This window comes from Sphingomonas hankookensis, assembly GCF_022664465.1.
In the GTDB taxonomy this organism is placed as follows: domain Bacteria; phylum Pseudomonadota; class Alphaproteobacteria; order Sphingomonadales; family Sphingomonadaceae; genus Sphingomonas; species Sphingomonas hankookensis.
In genome coordinates, this window is the sequence record NZ_JAKREV010000003.1 from 48,411 (window position 1) to 63,198 (window position 14,788).

Here is a 14,788-nt window from a genome sequence, read left to right on the forward strand (position 1 = left end):
AGGGTAGCCACCATGGCAGCCAAGGACGTAAAATTCGGTCGTGACGCCCGCGAACGCATCCTGCGCGGCGTCGACATCCTCGCCGACGCGGTGAAGGTGACGCTCGGGCCGAAGGGCCGCAACGTCGTCATCGACAAGTCGTTCGGCGCGCCCCGCATCACCAAGGACGGTGTGTCGGTCGCCAAGGAAATCGAACTGAAGGACAAGTTCGAGAACATGGGCGCACAGATGGTGCGCGAAGTGGCCTCGAAGACCAACGACATCGCGGGCGACGGCACCACCACCGCCACCGTGCTGGCGCAGGCGATCGTCCGCGAAGGCATGAAGTCGGTCGCCGCCGGCATGAACCCGATGGACCTGAAGCGCGGCATCGATATCGCCGTGACCAAGGTCGTTGAGGACATCAAGGCGCGTTCGAAGCCGGTGTCGGGCACCAACGAGATCGCCCAGGTCGGCATCATCTCGGCCAATGGCGACCGTGAAGTCGGCGAAAAGATCGCCGAAGCCATGGAAAAGGTCGGCAAGGAAGGCGTCATCACCGTCGAAGAGGCCAAGGGTCTCGAATTCGAACTCGACGTCGTCGAAGGCATGCAGTTCGACCGCGGCTACCTGTCGCCGTACTTCATCACCAACCCGGAAAAGATGCAGGTCGAACTCAACGACCCGTACATCCTGATCCACGAGAAGAAGCTGTCGTCGCTGCAGGCGATGCTGCCGATCCTCGAAGCGGTGGTACAGTCGGGCCGTCCGCTGCTGATCATCGCCGAGGACATCGAAGGCGAAGCGCTGGCGACCCTCGTCGTCAACAAGCTGCGCGGCGGCCTGAAGGTCGCAGCGGTCAAGGCCCCGGGCTTCGGCGATCGTCGCAAGGCGATGCTGGAAGACATCGCGATCCTGACCAAGGGCGAAGTCATCAGCGAAGACCTCGGCATCAAGCTCGAGACCGTGACGCTGGGCATGCTCGGCACCGCCAAGCGCGTGACGATCGACAAGGACAACACCACGCTGGTCGACGGCGCCGGTGAAGCCGACGCGATCAAGGGCCGCACCGATGCGATCCGTCAGCAGATCGAAGTCACCTCGTCGGACTATGACCGTGAAAAGCTGCAGGAGCGTCTGGCGAAGCTCGCCGGTGGCGTCGCGGTCATCAAGGTCGGCGGTGCGACCGAGGTCGAAGTGAAGGAGCGCAAGGACCGCGTCGACGACGCACTGCACGCGACCCGCGCAGCCGTCGAGGAAGGCATCGTCCCCGGTGGCGGCACCGCGCTGCTGTACGCGACCAAGGCGCTCGACGGCGTCACCGGCGCGAACGACGACCAGACGCGCGGCGTCGACATCGTCCGCAAGTCGCTGACCTCGCTGGTCCGCCAGATCGCACAGAACGCCGGCCACGACGGTGCGGTCGTCTCGGGCAAGCTGCTTGACCAGAACGACACTTCGTTCGGCTTCAACGCATCGACCGACGTGTACGAGAACCTCGTCGCCGCCGGCGTGATCGACCCGACCAAGGTCGTCCGCACCGCGCTGCAGAACGCGGCCTCGGTCGCCGGCCTGCTCATCACCACCGAAGCGACCGTTTCGGAACTGCCGGAAGACAAGGCACCGTCGATGCCTGCCGGCGGCGGCATGGGCGGCATGGGTGGTATGGACTTCTGATTTTGGACCGGGGCAGGGAAACCTGCCCCGGATACAAGATCAGAACGGCCGGCGGGTGCCAAGGCACCCGACCGACGGGCACCGGCTTCGCCGGTGCCGGTTCTGCTCAAGGCAGAAAAGGCCGGGAAGGGACCCCCCTTCCCGGCCTTTTCCCTGTCCGCCCCCTATTGCCGGCGATCGGCGCCGGTAGCATGATCCGCCCCGTCGATCGGTGAGCCCATCATGCTCAAGCAATTCGCGCTACTGTCATCGCTCGTCATCGCACTGCCCGCTGCGGCGCAGCTTGCCCCCGGCCTACGCATGCCGCCTGACATCGGCGCGGCCTATGGGCGACTGGGCAAGGCGATCATGGCCCGCGACGCCGACGGCGTCCGCGCGGTGTGGGCGGACGACTTCATTGTGAACTCCCCCGACAACCGCGTCCTGCGGCGCGAAGAAGTCATCGCCGTGATGGCGCAGGACTTCTTGGAATATCGCGATTTCCACAAGCACATCGCCTTCGTCGGCGAAAAGCCGGAAGTGACGGTGGTCATGGGGTACGACACGATGGTTCCGGTCAAGGGACCGGGTGCCGGAAAACAGGTGATGCGTCCGTTCACCGACATATGGGCCAAACGGCCCGAGGGCTGGCGCCTGATCGCGCGACAAGCGACCATCGCCGAGGCGCGATAACCGCCTTACCCCGCCGGCTTCCACACCTGCGTCTGGCAGAAGATCGCGATACACCCCTGCACTTTCAGCGACCCGTTCGGCTGGCGCGACACGATCGACTTGTAGGTCTTGCCGTTGCGCGGGTCGTAGATGCGCCCGCGCCAGTCGCTGCCCGCATCGGCGAAGTTCGACAGGATCGGCATGCCGAGGATCGGCCGCGAGCGCAGCGCCGGATCGCTGTTGTTGACGTCGGTCTTGGGCGCGTTCGGTTCCGATTTCAGGATGCGCACCAGCCTGCCGCACACGCGATTGCCGCAGCGACCGACCTCGATCACACCCGCCCCGTCCTCGGTCAGATAGCGCCCGGCAATCGGCGTCGCGGCCGATGCCGGGACCGCGATCAGCAGCGCGGCGGTTGCGACCATCGGGCGGATCATTTGAAGTTGTCTGCATAGGCTTGCAGCTTCAGCTTGCGCTCGGGCGCCGGCGCGACGTGGTATTCGATCCCCTCGCGCCGGGCATAGTCCGTCGCGGCGTCGAGCGTCGGGAATTGCAGCTTCACCTGCTCGCGCGTGTCCCCCGACCCGGCCCAGCCGGTCAGCGGATCGGCCTGCTTCGCCTCGGTCGGTTCGAACTCCAGCATCCAGGTATGCGTCTTGGCGCGACCCGACTGCATCGCGTTCTTGGGGATCTGATAGATACGGGCGTTGGGCATGGACGAAACCTTGTGAGCGATCGCGAATTAGCCCCTGCATAGCAAAGCCGGCGCATCATGCCAGCAGAGTCGCGACGACAACGCGTCCGAATCGAATACCAGTGCAAGACGAATCAACCGATAAAGCCATTTCCGGCAGCCGCGATCGGCCAAACCGCCACGAAACTGCCACGAACGATCTATATTGCTTTTGCGATACGTTATCATTAAAGCGCGCTTTAGGGTTGTTTCTCCGGGCAAAACGCCGTACAGCGCCCGCGTCGCGGCAGGACCGCGTCCGAACTTGCTACGGAGAGAGACGTCTTGGCTCGCAAGAAGATCGCGCTGATCGGCGCTGGCAACATCGGCGGAACCCTCGCCCACCTCGCCGCCCTTAAGGGGCTGGGTGACATCGTTCTGTTCGACGTCGTCGACGGCGTGCCGCAGGGCAAGGCGCTGGACCTGTCGCAGTGCGGACCCGTAGAAGGGTTCGACGCGACGATCACCGGCACCAACGACTATGCCGACATCGCGGGCGCGGACGTCATCATCGTCACCGCCGGCGTCGCGCGCAAGCCGGGCATGAGCCGCGACGACCTGCTCGGCATCAACCTGAAGGTGATGAAGGCCGTTGGCGAGGGCATCAAGAACAATGCCCCCGATGCGTTCGTCATCTGCATCACCAACCCGCTCGACGCGATGGTATGGGCGCTGCGCGAATTCAGCGGCCTGCCGCATAACAAGGTCGTCGGCATGGCCGGCGTCCTCGACAGCGCGCGCTTCAGCCACTTCGTGGCGGACGAGTTCAAGGTGTCGGTCAAGGACGTCAACAGCTTCGTGCTGGGCGGGCACGGCGACACGATGGTCCCGGTCCTCGAATATTCGACCGTCAGCGGCATCCCGGTAACCGACCTGATCGAAATGGGCATGTCGACCAAGGAACGCGTCGACGCGATCGTCAAGCGCACGCGCGGCGGCGGCGGCGAGATCGTCGGCCTGCTCAAGACCGGCTCGGCCTTCTACGCGCCCGCGACCAGCGGCATCGCGATGGCCGAAGCCTATCTCTACGACCAGAAGCGCGTCCTGCCCTGCGCAGCGTATCTGTCGGGTGAGTACGGCATCGACGACCTGTATGTCGGCGTCCCCGTCGTGATCGGCGCCGGCGGCGTCGAGAAGATCGTCGAAGTAAAGCTGGGCGCCGAAGCCAAGGCGAACCTCACCGTGTCGGTCGACGCGGTCAAGGAACTGCTGGTCGCCTGCAAGGGGATCGACGAGACGCTGGCGTAAGATGGAGGATACGATCTTTTTCGGTGCTTGCGTCGTGATCGGCGCGGCACCGGGATTGATCGCACTTAGGTTTAGCCGGGCAGGTACGGGACTACTCGTCACCGCCATCTGGATGTCGCTGTCAGCGGTCGCGCTGTACGCCATCGGCCTGGGGCCGCACGGCTTTATCCTTCTCGGATTTCTACCGCTTTGGTTCGGCGGCTTCGTAAGTTTCGCGATAATTTTGTTTCGTTTCAACGCCGAACAGAATGCACGCATCGATAGGATTGAGAGCGAATGAGCATCCTCGTCAACAAGAACACCAAGGTCATCACCCAGGGGATGACCGGCGAAACCGGCAGCTTCCATACCAAGGCGGCGCTGGAATACGGCACGCAGATGGTCGGCGGCGTGACGCCGGGCAAGGGCGGCACCGAGCATCTCGGCCTGCCCGTCTACAACACCGTCGCCGAAGCCAAGTCGAAGACCGGCGCCGATGCCTCAGTCATCTACGTCCCGCCGCCCTTCGCCGCCGATTCGATCCTCGAGGCGATCGATGCGGAGATTCCGCTGATCGTCGCGATCACCGAAGGCATTCCGGTGCTGGACATGGTCAAGGTCAAGCGCGCGCTCAGCGGCTCGAAGTCGCGGCTGATCGGCCCGAACTGCCCGGGCGTGCTGACGCCGGGCGAGTGCAAGATCGGCATCATGCCGGGGTCGATCTTCAAGCAGGGCAGCGTCGGCGTCGTCTCGCGCTCGGGCACGCTGACCTATGAGGCGGTGTTCCAGACCTCGAACGCGGGCCTCGGTCAGACGACCGCGGTCGGCATCGGTGGCGATCCGGTCAACGGCACCAACTTCATCGACGTGCTCGAACTGTTCCTCGCCGACGACGCTACCCAGTCGATCATCATGATCGGCGAGATCGGCGGCGATGCGGAAGAACAGGCCGCGCAGTTCCTGATCGACGAGGCGAAGCGCGGTCGCAGCAAGCCGATGGCCGGCTTCATCGCGGGTCGCACTGCGCCTCCGGGCCGTCGCATGGGCCATGCCGGCGCGATCGTGTCGGGCGGCAAGGGCGACGCGGAAAGCAAGATCGCGGCGATGGAAGCCGCCGGCATCAAGGTTGCGGCCAGCCCCAGCGAGCTGGGTTCGACGCTGCTGCAAGTGCTGAACGGCTGAAGGTGACTTGCCCCGTGCGGGGAACCGCACGGGGCACTGCCCGGTTCGACCGGGCGCAAGCGGACAGGAAACGACCATGGGCTACGAAGGCCAGGATTTCGACATCGCCGCCGGCGTCAGCCCGGCATTCGTGGAAACGCTCTATGGTCGCTACCGCGAGGATCCCTCGTCGGTTGATGCCGGCTGGCGTCAGTGGTTCGACGGCTTGGAGGGTGCGACTCAGCATCCCAGCTGGCAGAGCAAGCGCTGGCCGTTGACCGAGACCGACGCGCTGACCGCCGCGCTCGACCCGACGCAGATGGAACCGGCGCCGAAGCCCGCCAAGGGCGGCAAGCCCGCCGCGGCGGCCGCTCCTGCCGCACCCAAGGTCGATGTGGCGAAGGCCGCGGGCGACGCGATCCGCGCGCAGCTGCTGATCCGCACCTATCGCGTCCGCGGGCACCTTGCCGCCAATCTCGATCCGCTGGGTCTGGCGCGGCGTGAGCTGCCCGAGGATCTGCGCACCGAATATTACGGCTTCTCCGATGCCGAAATCGACACGCCGGTGTATCTGGGCGGTTCGCTGGGCCTCGAATGGGCGAGCGTGCGCGAGATCGTCGAAATCCTGCGCGCCAATTACTGCGGCAATGTCGGCCTCGAGTACATGCACATCGCCGACGTGGAGGAACGCAAGTTCCTGCAGGACCGGATGGAAGGCCGCGACAAGGCGATCCAGTTCAGCACCGAGGGCAAGCGGGCGATCCTCGCCAAGGTCATCGAGGCCGAGCAGTGGGAAAAGTTCCTCGGCCGCAAATATGTCGGCACGAAGCGCTTCGGCCTCGACGGCGGTGAATCGATGATCCCGGCCTTGGAAGCGGTGATCAAATACGGCGGCCAGCTGGGTGTGCGCGAAATCGTGTACGGCATGGCGCATCGCGGTCGCCTGAACGTGCTGACCAACGTCATGAACAAGCCGTTCCGCGTCCTCTTCCACGAGTTCGCCGGCGGCAGCGCGAACCCCGACGATATCGGCGGGTCGGGCGACGTCAAATATCACCTCGGCACCTCGACCGACCGCAGCTTCGACGACGTGTCGGTGCACATGTCGCTGGTCGCCAACCCCAGCCACCTCGAAGCGGTGAACCCGGTCGTGCTGGGCAAGGTGCGCGCGCAGCAGACCTTCCGCGGCGACCTGGAAAAGCACGAACAAGTCCTGCCCGTCCTGATCCATGGCGACGCGGCGTTCGCGGGTCAGGGGATCGTGTGGGAGTGCCTCGGCTTCTCCGGCATCCGCGGCTACAATACCGGCGGCTGCGTCCACTTCATCATCAACAACCAGGTCGGCTTCACCACCAGCCCGCAGTTCGCGCGCTCGTCGCCCTATCCGTCGGACGTGGCGAAGGGCGTGCAGGCGCCGATCTTCCACGTCAACGGCGACGATCCCGAGGCGGTGACCTTCGCCACCAAGATGGCGATCGAGTTCCGCCAGCAGTTCAAGCGCGACATCGTCATCGACATGTGGTGCTATCGCCGCTTCGGCCATAACGAAGGCGACGAACCGTCGTTCACCCAGCCGCTGATGTACGCCAAGATCAAGGGCCATCCCGGCGTCAGCGAAATCTATGGCAAGCGGCTCGCGGCCGAAGGCGTGATCGACAGCGAGTTCGTCGCCGCCAAGACCGCCGAGTTCACCCAGCTGCTGGAAGGCGAGTTCGAGAACGCCAAGAGCTACAAGCCCAACCGTGCCGACTGGTTCGCCGGTCGCTGGTCGGGGCTGCACGCGCCGATGGACCCGGAAGGGTCACGCCGCTCGGTCGATACGGGGATCGAGCAGAAGCTGTTCGATTCGCTCGGCCGCACGCTGACCACGGTTCCCGACGACCTGCAGGTCCACAAGACGCTGACTCGGGTGCTGGACGCCAAGCGCGGCATGTTCACCGGCGGCGAAGGCTTCGACTGGGCGACTGCTGAGGCGCTGGCGTTCGGTTCGCTGCTGTCCGAAGGGTTCGGCGTCCGCCTGTCGGGGCAGGATTCGGGTCGCGGCACCTTCTCGCAGCGTCATGCGGTGTGGGTCGACCAGAGCGACGAACACAAGTTCGTGCCGCTCCAGACGATCGAGCATGGCAGTTTCGAAGTGCTCGACAGCCCGCTGTCCGAGTACGGCGTGCTCGGCTTCGAATATGGCTATGCACTGGCCGATCCGAAGGCGCTGGTGATCTGGGAAGCGCAGTTCGGCGATTTCGCCAACGGTGCGCAGATCATGATCGACCAGTTCATCGCCGCGGGCGAAGCCAAGTGGCTGCGCGCCAACGGCCTCGTGATGATGCTGCCGCACGGCTATGAAGGCCAGGGTCCGGAGCATAGCTCGGCGCGGCTCGAACGCTTCCTGCAGCTGTGCGCGGGCGACAATATGCAGGTCGCGAACGTCACTTCGCCGGCCAACCTGTTCCACCTGCTGCGGCGGCAGATGCATCGCAACTTCCGCAAGCCCCTCGTCATCATGACGCCCAAGTCGCTGCTGCGGCACAAGATGGCGGTGTCGAAGACCGAGGACTTCCTGCCGGGCACCCATTTCAAGCGGCTGCTGTCCGATCCGTCGGCCCCGGCGAACGAGGCGACGACGCGGCTGGTGCTGTGTTCGGGCAAGGTCGCGTTCGACCTGATCGAGGCACGCGACGCGGCGGGCGATACCGCGACGCAGATCGTGCGCGTGGAACAGATCTATCCGTTCCCGTCGGACGCGCTGGTCGCGCGGCTGCAGAACCTGCCGAACCTGACCGACGTGGTCTGGGCGCAGGAGGAGCCGAAGAACAACGGTTCGTGGTTCCTCGTCGAACCGCTGATCGAGGAAGCGCTGGCCGAGGCCGGTTCGTCGGTCCCGCGCGCCCGCTATGCCGGTCGTACGGCGGCGGCATCGCCCGCCACCGGGCTGATGAAGCGTCACCAGGCCGAACAGGGCGCGCTGGTCGCCGATGCGCTCGGCCACAATGTCCGCGACGAAATCCGCCGCACCCGTCAGGCCGAGGGCGAACGCGCCACCGGCAAGGCCGCATCCTAACCGTGTTATTTGCCCCCACGGGGGAGATGAGGAAGATCCGATGGCAACCGAAGTTCTGGTCCCCACGCTGGGCGAATCGATTACCGAAGCGACGCTGGGCGAATGGTTGAAGAAGCCCGGTGAGGCGGTCGCCGCCGACGAACCGATCGCGAGCCTCGAAACCGACAAGGTGTCGGTCGAGGTGCCCGCACCGGTCGCCGGCGTCATGGGCGCCCACGCCGTGCAGCCGGGCGACACCGTATCGGTCGGCGCGATGATCGCGACGATCGAATCGGGCGACGGCGCCGCCGCTGCGCCGAAGGCCGAAGCGCCCAAGGCCGATGCCCCGAAGGCGGACGCCGCTCCCGCTCCTGCCCCCGCCGCTGCGCAGCAGGCGCCGGCCGGCGGAGACAGCAATGTCGACGCCGCCGCGCTGTCGCCGTCGGTGCGCCGCGCGATCCTCGAACACGGCGTCGATCCGGCCAAGGTCAAGGGCACCGGCCGCGACGGTCGCATCACCAAGGAAGACGTCGTCGCCGCCGCCGGTGACAAGTCGGCTGCTGCCGCGCCTGCCGCTGCCGCGCCTGCCGCCGCCCCGGCCGCTGCCGCTGCGCCGACCCGTGGCGAAGAGCGCGTGAAGATGACGCGCCTGCGCCAGACGATCGCTCGCCGCCTGAAGGAAGCGCAGGACACTGCCGCGCTGCTCACCACCTTCAACGACGTCGACATGACGGCGGTGATCGAGGCGCGCGCGAAGTACAAGGACCTGTTCGAAAAGAAGCACGGTGTTCGCCTCGGCTTCATGGGCTTCTTCGTGAAGGCCGCGACGATGGCGCTGAAGGATATTCCTTCGGTCAACGCATCGATCGAGGGCGATGAGATCGTCTATCGCGACTATGCCGATATCTCGGTCGCCGTGTCGGCGCCGGGCGGCCTCGTCGTCCCCGTCATCCGCGACGCCGACAAGCTGTCGGTCGCGGGCGTCGAAAAGACGATCGGCGACTTCGGCAAGCGCGCCAAGGACGGCACCCTCAAGATGGACGAGATGAAGGGCGGTACCTTCACGATCTCGAACGGCGGCGTGTTCGGGTCGCTGATGTCGACCCCGATCATCAACCCGCCGCAGTCGGCGGTGCTGGGCCTGCACCGCATCGAGGAACGCCCGGTCGTCCGTGACGGACAGGTCGTGGTGCGCCCGATGATGTATCTCGCGCTCAGCTACGACCATCGCCTGATCGACGGTCGCGAGGCGGTGACCTTCCTCGTCGCGCTCAAGAACGCGATCGAGGACCCGACGCGCCTGCTGATCGACCTGTAAGGGACGGGACGAACACCGATGGGCATGGTGATCTATCTGCGTCGGGCCGGCGATGCCGACATCGACCGGCTGGTCGCCGACCCATCGGTGTTCGAGGATTTCCTGTTCGAGGAAGGGGTCGAGGATCTCGACTTTCTCGACCTCGGCGAAGCGTGGCATGCGCTGCATTACCTGCTGACCGGATCGGCCGACGATGTCGGGCATACGCTGGGCATCATCATCGCCGCGCTCCCTGAACTGGGCGCCGACGAGAATGGCGAGGGCGGGATCGGCCTGATCGCGCCGCCGCTGATGCGGGCGTTCGCCGATGCGCTCGACCGACAGGACGACGCGACCCTCGCCCGCCGCTTCGATCCGCGTGCGATGGCGAAGGCCGATGTCTATATGGCGGATAGTTTCGGCGCCGACGCGCTCGATTATGTGATGCGGGGCATTCCGGCCCTGCGCAACTTTGCGGCACAATGCCGCCGTACCGGCGACGGCGCGATCCGCGTGATCGCCCACAACGACTAGGACGGGATAGAGACAATGGCTGACTATGACTTCGACGTCCTCGTGATCGGTGCCGGGCCCGGCGGCTATGTCGCGGCGATCCGCGCGGCACAGCTCGGGCTCAAGACCGCCTGCGCCGAAGGGCGCGAGACGCTGGGCGGCACCTGCCTGAACGTCGGGTGCATCCCGTCCAAGGCGCTGCTGCACGCGTCGGAACTGTACGAGGAGGCCACCGGCGGCCACCTCGCCAAGTTCGGCGTCGACATCCAGGGCGCGTCGCTCAACCTCGAGCAGATGCATGCCGAAAAGAAGAAGGCGGTCGGCGAGCTGACCGGCGGCATCGAATATCTGTTCAAGAAGAACAAGGTCGAATGGCTCAAGGGCTATGCCGCGTTCGAGAACGACCATAGCGTCAAGGTCGGCGACCGCACCGTCACCGCGCGCGATATCGTGATCGCTACGGGCTCGTCGGTGATGCCGCTGCCGGGGGTCGATGTCGACAACGACGCCGCGATCATCGTCGATTCGACCGGCGCGCTGGCGCTGCCCAAGGTGCCCGAGCATCTGGTGGTGATCGGCGGCGGCGTGATCGGCCTCGAACTCGGCAGCGTGTGGCGGCGCCTCGGTGCCAAGGTCACCGTGGTCGAGTATGCCGACCAGATCCTGCCCGGCTTCGATGGCGAGGTCCGCAAGGAATCGGCCAAGCTGTTCAAGAAGCAGGGCTTCGACCTCAAGACCTCGACCAAGGTCACCGGCGCGAGCGTCGATGGCGGCACCGCCACGCTGACGGTCGAACCGGCGGCGGGTGGCGAGGCGACGACGATCACCGCGGACGCGGTACTGGTGTCGATCGGCCGCCGCGCGAACACCGAAGGCCTCGCGCTCGACAAGGCGGGCCTGTCGGTCAACCAGCGTGGTCAGGTCGAGATCGACGACGAATTCCGTACCAAGGTCGACGGCATCTGGGCGATCGGCGACGTGGTCCACGGCCCCATGCTGGCGCACAAGGCCGAGGACGAGGGCGTCGCCGCGGCCGAGTTCATCGCCGGCCAGACCGGTATCGTGAACCACGACGTGATCCCGTCGGTCGTCTACACCATGCCCGAAATCGCCGGCGTCGGCCTGACCGAGGAAGCCGCCAAGGAAAAGGGCGAGATCAAGGTCGGCAAGTTCCCCTTCGCCGCCAACAGCCGCGCCAAGACCAACCGCGACACCGACGGCTTCGTGAAGGTCATCGCCGATGCCAAGAGCGACAAGGTGCTCGGCGTATGGATCGTCTCGTCGCTCGCGGGGACGATGATCGCACAAGCGGCGCAGGCGATGGAGTTCGGCGCGACCAGTGAGGACATCGCCTACACCTGCCACGCGCACCCGACCCATGCCGAGGCGCTGAAGGAAGCGGCGATGGCGGTACAGGGCAAGCCGATCCACATCTGATCGGAACGCAAAGCTGACACGGACGGGGCGGGCATGACGACATGGCCCGCCCCGTTTGCGTTCGAGCTCCCCCCAAAAGCCTTGAATGAAACGTCACCCAGCGAAGGCTGGGGTCTCAGGCGGCTCTTGCCGCGTGCTGCCACGGGAAGAACCCAGCCTTCGCTGGAATGACGTCCCGTTGCAACGGCGTGCCGCCCCTTGCCCCCGCACCCTGCGCCGCGGACGGTGGTTAGGAAGTTGTAAAAGCTTGTCGCCTAGGCTGCCTGCGAACAGTGGACGGGGTGGCGAGCGTGAACGCATTCGGGCGGCGGAGCGGTTTGGGCGGATCGAGTGGCGGCAGGCCGTCCTTCGGGGTGGCCCGGCCGATGCAGGGATCGGGCCCCGCGCGGCCCGCGGACCTCGACCTCGCGCAGCAATTTCCGCCGCTGGGCCAGGTATCGCTGCCCGGTGGCGAGATCGAACCGATGCCCGGCGAACAGGGCGGCGCGTTGCCGCAAGGCGTGGGCGACGCGATGCAGCGGCTCGCCGATCGTCAGGCGCTGTCGGGTGAGGCCGGCAACAGCCGCGTCGAGGGTTTCGAAAGCTCGATCCACCGCATCAAGGAACAGGTCCTCCCCCGCCTGCTCGAACGCGTCGATCCCGAAGCCGCCGCGACGCTGAGCAAGGACGAACTGGCCGAGGAATTCCGCCCGATCGTAGGCGAAGTGCTCGCCGAGCTGAAACTGACGCTCAACCGGCGCGAGCAGTTCGCGCTGGAAAAAGTGCTGGTCGACGAACTGCTGGGCTTGGGCCCGCTCGAGGAATTGCTGGCCGATCCGGCGATCAGCGACATCATGGTCAACGGCCCCGAACAGACGTTCGTCGAACGCAAGGGCAAGCTGGAGCTGGCGACGATCCAGTTCCGCGACGAGGAGCATCTGTTCCAGATCGCGCAGCGCATCTGCAACTCGGTCGGCCGCCGCGTCGACCAGACCACGCCGCTGGCCGACGCCCGGTTGAAGGACGGCAGCCGCGTCAACGTGATCGTGCCGCCGCTCTCGCTCAAAGGGACGGCGATCTCGATCCGTAAATTCTCGGCAAAGCCGATCACCATCGACATGATGGCCGGCTTCGGGTCGATGAGCACCAAGATGGCGACCGCGCTGAAGGTCGCCGGAGCCAGCCGCTTCAACATCGTCATTTCGGGCGGTACCGGTTCGGGCAAGACCACGATGCTCAACGCCCTGTCGAAGATGATCGACCCCGGCGAGCGCGTGCTGACGATCGAGGACGCCGCCGAACTGCGCCTGCAACAGCCGCACTGGCTCCCGCTCGAAACCCGCCCGCCGAACCTGGAGGGGCAAGGCGAGATCACCATCCGCGATCTGGTCAAGAACGCACTGCGTATGCGTCCGGACCGGATCATCCTGGGCGAAATCCGCGGCAGCGAGTGTTTCGACCTGCTGGCGGCGATGAACACCGGCCATGACGGATCGATGGCGACGCTCCACTCCAACTCCCCGCGCGAATGCCTCGCGCGGATGGAGAACATGGTGATGATGTCGGACATCAAGGTGCCGAAGGAAGCGATCAGTCGTCAGATCGCCGATTCGGTCGACCTGATCGTACAGGTGAAGCGCCTGCGCGACGGCTCGCGCCGCGTCACCAACATTACCGAGGTGATCGGGATGGAAGGCCCGGTGATCGTCACGCAGGAACTCTTCAAGTTCGAATATCTGGACGAGAGCGCCGACGGCAAGATCATCGGCGAATACCGCTCGATGGGGATGCGCCCCTATACGCTGGACAAGGCCAAGCAATATGGCTTCGACCAGGCGCTGCTCGAGGCTTGCCTGTAGCGCACGCGCACGAAGCGCCCTACGTTCGCGCGGTGATCGCCCGATTTTTCCTTGCGCTGCTGCTACTTGCCGCACCCGCCGCCCACGCGCAAACCCTGTCGGCGGATGCCGAGGCGCGCTGGGTGCCGTTCACGCTGACGTCGGCCAACCATCTGCGCTTCGCAATGACGATCGATGGCGTGCCGGCACAGGCGCTGCTCGATACCGGATTGAACCACAGCGCGGTCAGCCGCGAATTCGCCCGCCGCGCGAAGCTGACGATCGATCCGAACGGCGCAGCGTCGGGCGTGGCGCTGGGAGGTGCGATCCGCGTCAACTGGGCGGGGACGAAGTCGATCGCGTTCGGCGCGCTCAGCCGCAGCGGCGGGCGCGTCGCGGTGATCGAACTGCCGCAACTGCTGGCCAGCGCATCGGGCGATGCCGAGGTACTGGTCGGCACCGACCTGATCGGTGGCCACGCGCTCGACATCGATTTTGCCAATCGCCGGTTCCGGCTGCTGCCCAGCGGGCGGATGCCCTTTGCCGGTACGAAGGTGCTGATGACCCTGCAGAACGGCAGCGGTCTGTATCTGACCGAAGCGATGCTGGGAAAGCATCGCGTCCGCCCGCTACTGGTCGATACCGGCGACGGTGGCTCGCTCAGCATCGCGCGCAGCCAGTGGCGCGCGGCAGCGATCAGGGGCGCGCGCGTCACCTCGACCATCGCCTTCGGCGCGGGCGGTGTCGTCGATGCCGGACTGACCGTCACCGACGCGGTGACGCTGGGCGGCCGGGCGACCGGCCCGATCGAGCTCCGCATCGAGGGCGATGGCGGCTTTACCAAACAGGTGCGCGTCGCCGGGCGGGTCGGCACCGGGCTGTTGCTGCGCTACCGCGTGCTGCTCGACCCGACCGCCGGGCAGATGGTGATCGCGCCCAACCCGGATTCCCCGCCGCCGCCGCTCAAATCGACCAGCGGGCTGCTGCTCGGCTACGACCGTGCGCGGCTGCGCGTGCTGCACGTCATGGCGGGCGGCCCGGCGGCGAAGGCGGGGTGGAAGGCGAACGAGCTGATCTGCACCGTCGACGGCCAGCCGATCGCGCTGACGTCCGGGGGCACGATCGACGTGCGCTGGGGCACCGATACGCCGGGGCGCGTGGTCAAGCTGGCGCTGTGCGACGGGGCCGAGCGGTCGCTGACGCTGGCGAATTTTTATTGAGCAGCCGGTATCGGGGGTTTGGGCAAGGGGTCACACCCT

General features: G+C 66.0%; 13 protein-coding genes. 11 read left to right on the forward strand and 2 right to left on the reverse strand.

The features are described from left to right. Positions 1–12: 12 nt before the first annotated feature. Together groL and MF610_RS09585 are read left to right on the forward strand one after the other, a co-directional pair. Positions 13–1,656, forward strand: coding sequence for a chaperonin GroEL (groL, locus tag MF610_RS09580; RefSeq protein WP_242195511.1), 1,644 nt, complete (start codon positions 13–15; stop codon positions 1,654–1,656). A gap of 222 nt (positions 1,657–1,878) precedes the next feature. Then, on the forward strand, positions 1,879–2,328 hold the full coding sequence (locus MF610_RS09585; RefSeq protein WP_242195514.1) for a nuclear transport factor 2 family protein: 450 nt from the start codon (positions 1,879–1,881) through the stop codon (positions 2,326–2,328). Positions 2,329–2,333: 5 nt separating this feature from the next. Here the strand turns inward: MF610_RS09585 and MF610_RS09590 are convergent, their stop codons facing one another. Together MF610_RS09590 and MF610_RS09595 are read right to left on the reverse strand one after the other, a co-directional pair. Further along, on the reverse strand, positions 2,334–2,744 hold the full coding sequence (locus tag MF610_RS09590; protein ID WP_242195517.1) for a DUF2147 domain-containing protein: 411 nt from the start codon (positions 2,742–2,744) through the stop codon (positions 2,334–2,336). After that, positions 2,741–3,022 carry an ETC complex I subunit gene (locus tag MF610_RS09595; RefSeq protein ID WP_242195520.1) on the reverse strand — a complete coding sequence of 94 codons (282 nt, stop codon included), beginning with the start codon at positions 3,020–3,022 and terminating at the stop codon, positions 2,741–2,743. Before MF610_RS09595 ends, MF610_RS09590 begins: the two co-directional genes overlap by 4 nt. Positions 3,023–3,325: 303 nt before the next feature. Between MF610_RS09595 and mdh the strand changes: the two genes are divergently transcribed. The 9 genes from mdh (at position 3,326) to MF610_RS09640 (ending at position 14,749) form a co-directional block, all read left to right on the forward strand. After that, positions 3,326–4,288 carry a malate dehydrogenase gene (gene mdh, locus MF610_RS09600; protein WP_242195525.1) on the forward strand — a complete coding sequence of 321 codons (963 nt, stop codon included), beginning with the start codon at positions 3,326–3,328 and terminating at the stop codon, positions 4,286–4,288. A gap of 1 nt (position 4,289) precedes the next feature. After that, complete coding sequence (locus tag MF610_RS09605) at positions 4,290–4,568, forward strand: hypothetical protein (protein WP_242195528.1); 279 nt, start codon at positions 4,290–4,292, stop codon at positions 4,566–4,568. Beyond that, the gene (sucD, locus tag MF610_RS09610) at positions 4,565–5,449 is read left to right on the forward strand and encodes a succinate--CoA ligase subunit alpha (RefSeq protein ID WP_242195530.1); all 885 of its coding nucleotides are present in this window, start codon (positions 4,565–4,567) and stop codon (positions 5,447–5,449) included. The genes MF610_RS09605 and sucD overlap by 4 nt, the downstream gene beginning before the upstream one ends. Before the next feature lie 76 nt (positions 5,450–5,525). After that, complete coding sequence (locus MF610_RS09615; RefSeq protein WP_242195534.1) at positions 5,526–8,486, forward strand: 2-oxoglutarate dehydrogenase E1 component; 2,961 nt, start codon at positions 5,526–5,528, stop codon at positions 8,484–8,486. Between the two features lie 40 nt (positions 8,487–8,526). Next, the gene (gene odhB, locus MF610_RS09620) at positions 8,527–9,783 is read left to right on the forward strand and encodes a 2-oxoglutarate dehydrogenase complex dihydrolipoyllysine-residue succinyltransferase (protein WP_242195537.1); all 1,257 of its coding nucleotides are present in this window, start codon (positions 8,527–8,529) and stop codon (positions 9,781–9,783) included. A gap of 24 nt (positions 9,784–9,807) precedes the next feature. After that, positions 9,808–10,296: a YfbM family protein gene (locus tag MF610_RS09625; RefSeq protein ID WP_242195540.1), complete on the forward strand. Its 489-nt coding sequence runs from the start codon at positions 9,808–9,810 to the stop codon at positions 10,294–10,296. 15 nt (positions 10,297–10,311) lie between these two features. Continuing rightward, complete coding sequence (lpdA, locus tag MF610_RS09630) at positions 10,312–11,712, forward strand: dihydrolipoyl dehydrogenase (RefSeq protein WP_242195543.1); 1,401 nt, start codon at positions 10,312–10,314, stop codon at positions 11,710–11,712. A gap of 365 nt (positions 11,713–12,077) precedes the next feature. Further along, positions 12,078–13,550 carry a TadA family conjugal transfer-associated ATPase gene (locus MF610_RS09635; protein ID WP_277924026.1) on the forward strand — a complete coding sequence of 491 codons (1,473 nt, stop codon included), beginning with the start codon at positions 12,078–12,080 and terminating at the stop codon, positions 13,548–13,550. A 32-nt stretch (positions 13,551–13,582) separates the two neighbouring features. Then, complete coding sequence (locus MF610_RS09640; RefSeq protein ID WP_242195548.1) at positions 13,583–14,749, forward strand: aspartyl protease family protein; 1,167 nt, start codon at positions 13,583–13,585, stop codon at positions 14,747–14,749. Positions 14,750–14,788 lie beyond the last annotated feature (39 nt).

Bases quoted from the DNA above. Each gene is read 5' to 3' on its own strand.
- groL (WP_242195511.1), top strand. From the start codon at position 13: ATGGCAGCCAAGGACGTAAAATTCGGTCGTGACGCCCGCGAACGCATC.
- MF610_RS09585 (WP_242195514.1), top strand. From the start codon at position 1,879: ATGCTCAAGCAATTCGCGCTACTGTCATCGCTCGTCATCGCACTGCCC.
- MF610_RS09590 (WP_242195517.1), bottom strand. From the start codon at position 2,744: ATGATCCGCCCGATGGTCGCAACCGCCGCGCTGCTGATCGCGGTCCCG.
- MF610_RS09595 (WP_242195520.1), bottom strand. From the start codon at position 3,022: ATGCCCAACGCCCGTATCTATCAGATCCCCAAGAACGCGATGCAGTCG.
- MF610_RS09605 (WP_242195528.1), top strand. From the start codon at position 4,290: ATGGAGGATACGATCTTTTTCGGTGCTTGCGTCGTGATCGGCGCGGCA.
- sucD (WP_242195530.1), top strand. From the start codon at position 4,565: ATGAGCATCCTCGTCAACAAGAACACCAAGGTCATCACCCAGGGGATG.
- MF610_RS09615 (WP_242195534.1), top strand. From the start codon at position 5,526: ATGGGCTACGAAGGCCAGGATTTCGACATCGCCGCCGGCGTCAGCCCG.
- odhB (WP_242195537.1), top strand. From the start codon at position 8,527: ATGGCAACCGAAGTTCTGGTCCCCACGCTGGGCGAATCGATTACCGAA.
- MF610_RS09625 (WP_242195540.1), top strand. From the start codon at position 9,808: ATGGTGATCTATCTGCGTCGGGCCGGCGATGCCGACATCGACCGGCTG.
- lpdA (WP_242195543.1), top strand. From the start codon at position 10,312: ATGGCTGACTATGACTTCGACGTCCTCGTGATCGGTGCCGGGCCCGGC.
- MF610_RS09635 (WP_277924026.1), top strand. From the start codon at position 12,078: ATGCAGGGATCGGGCCCCGCGCGGCCCGCGGACCTCGACCTCGCGCAG.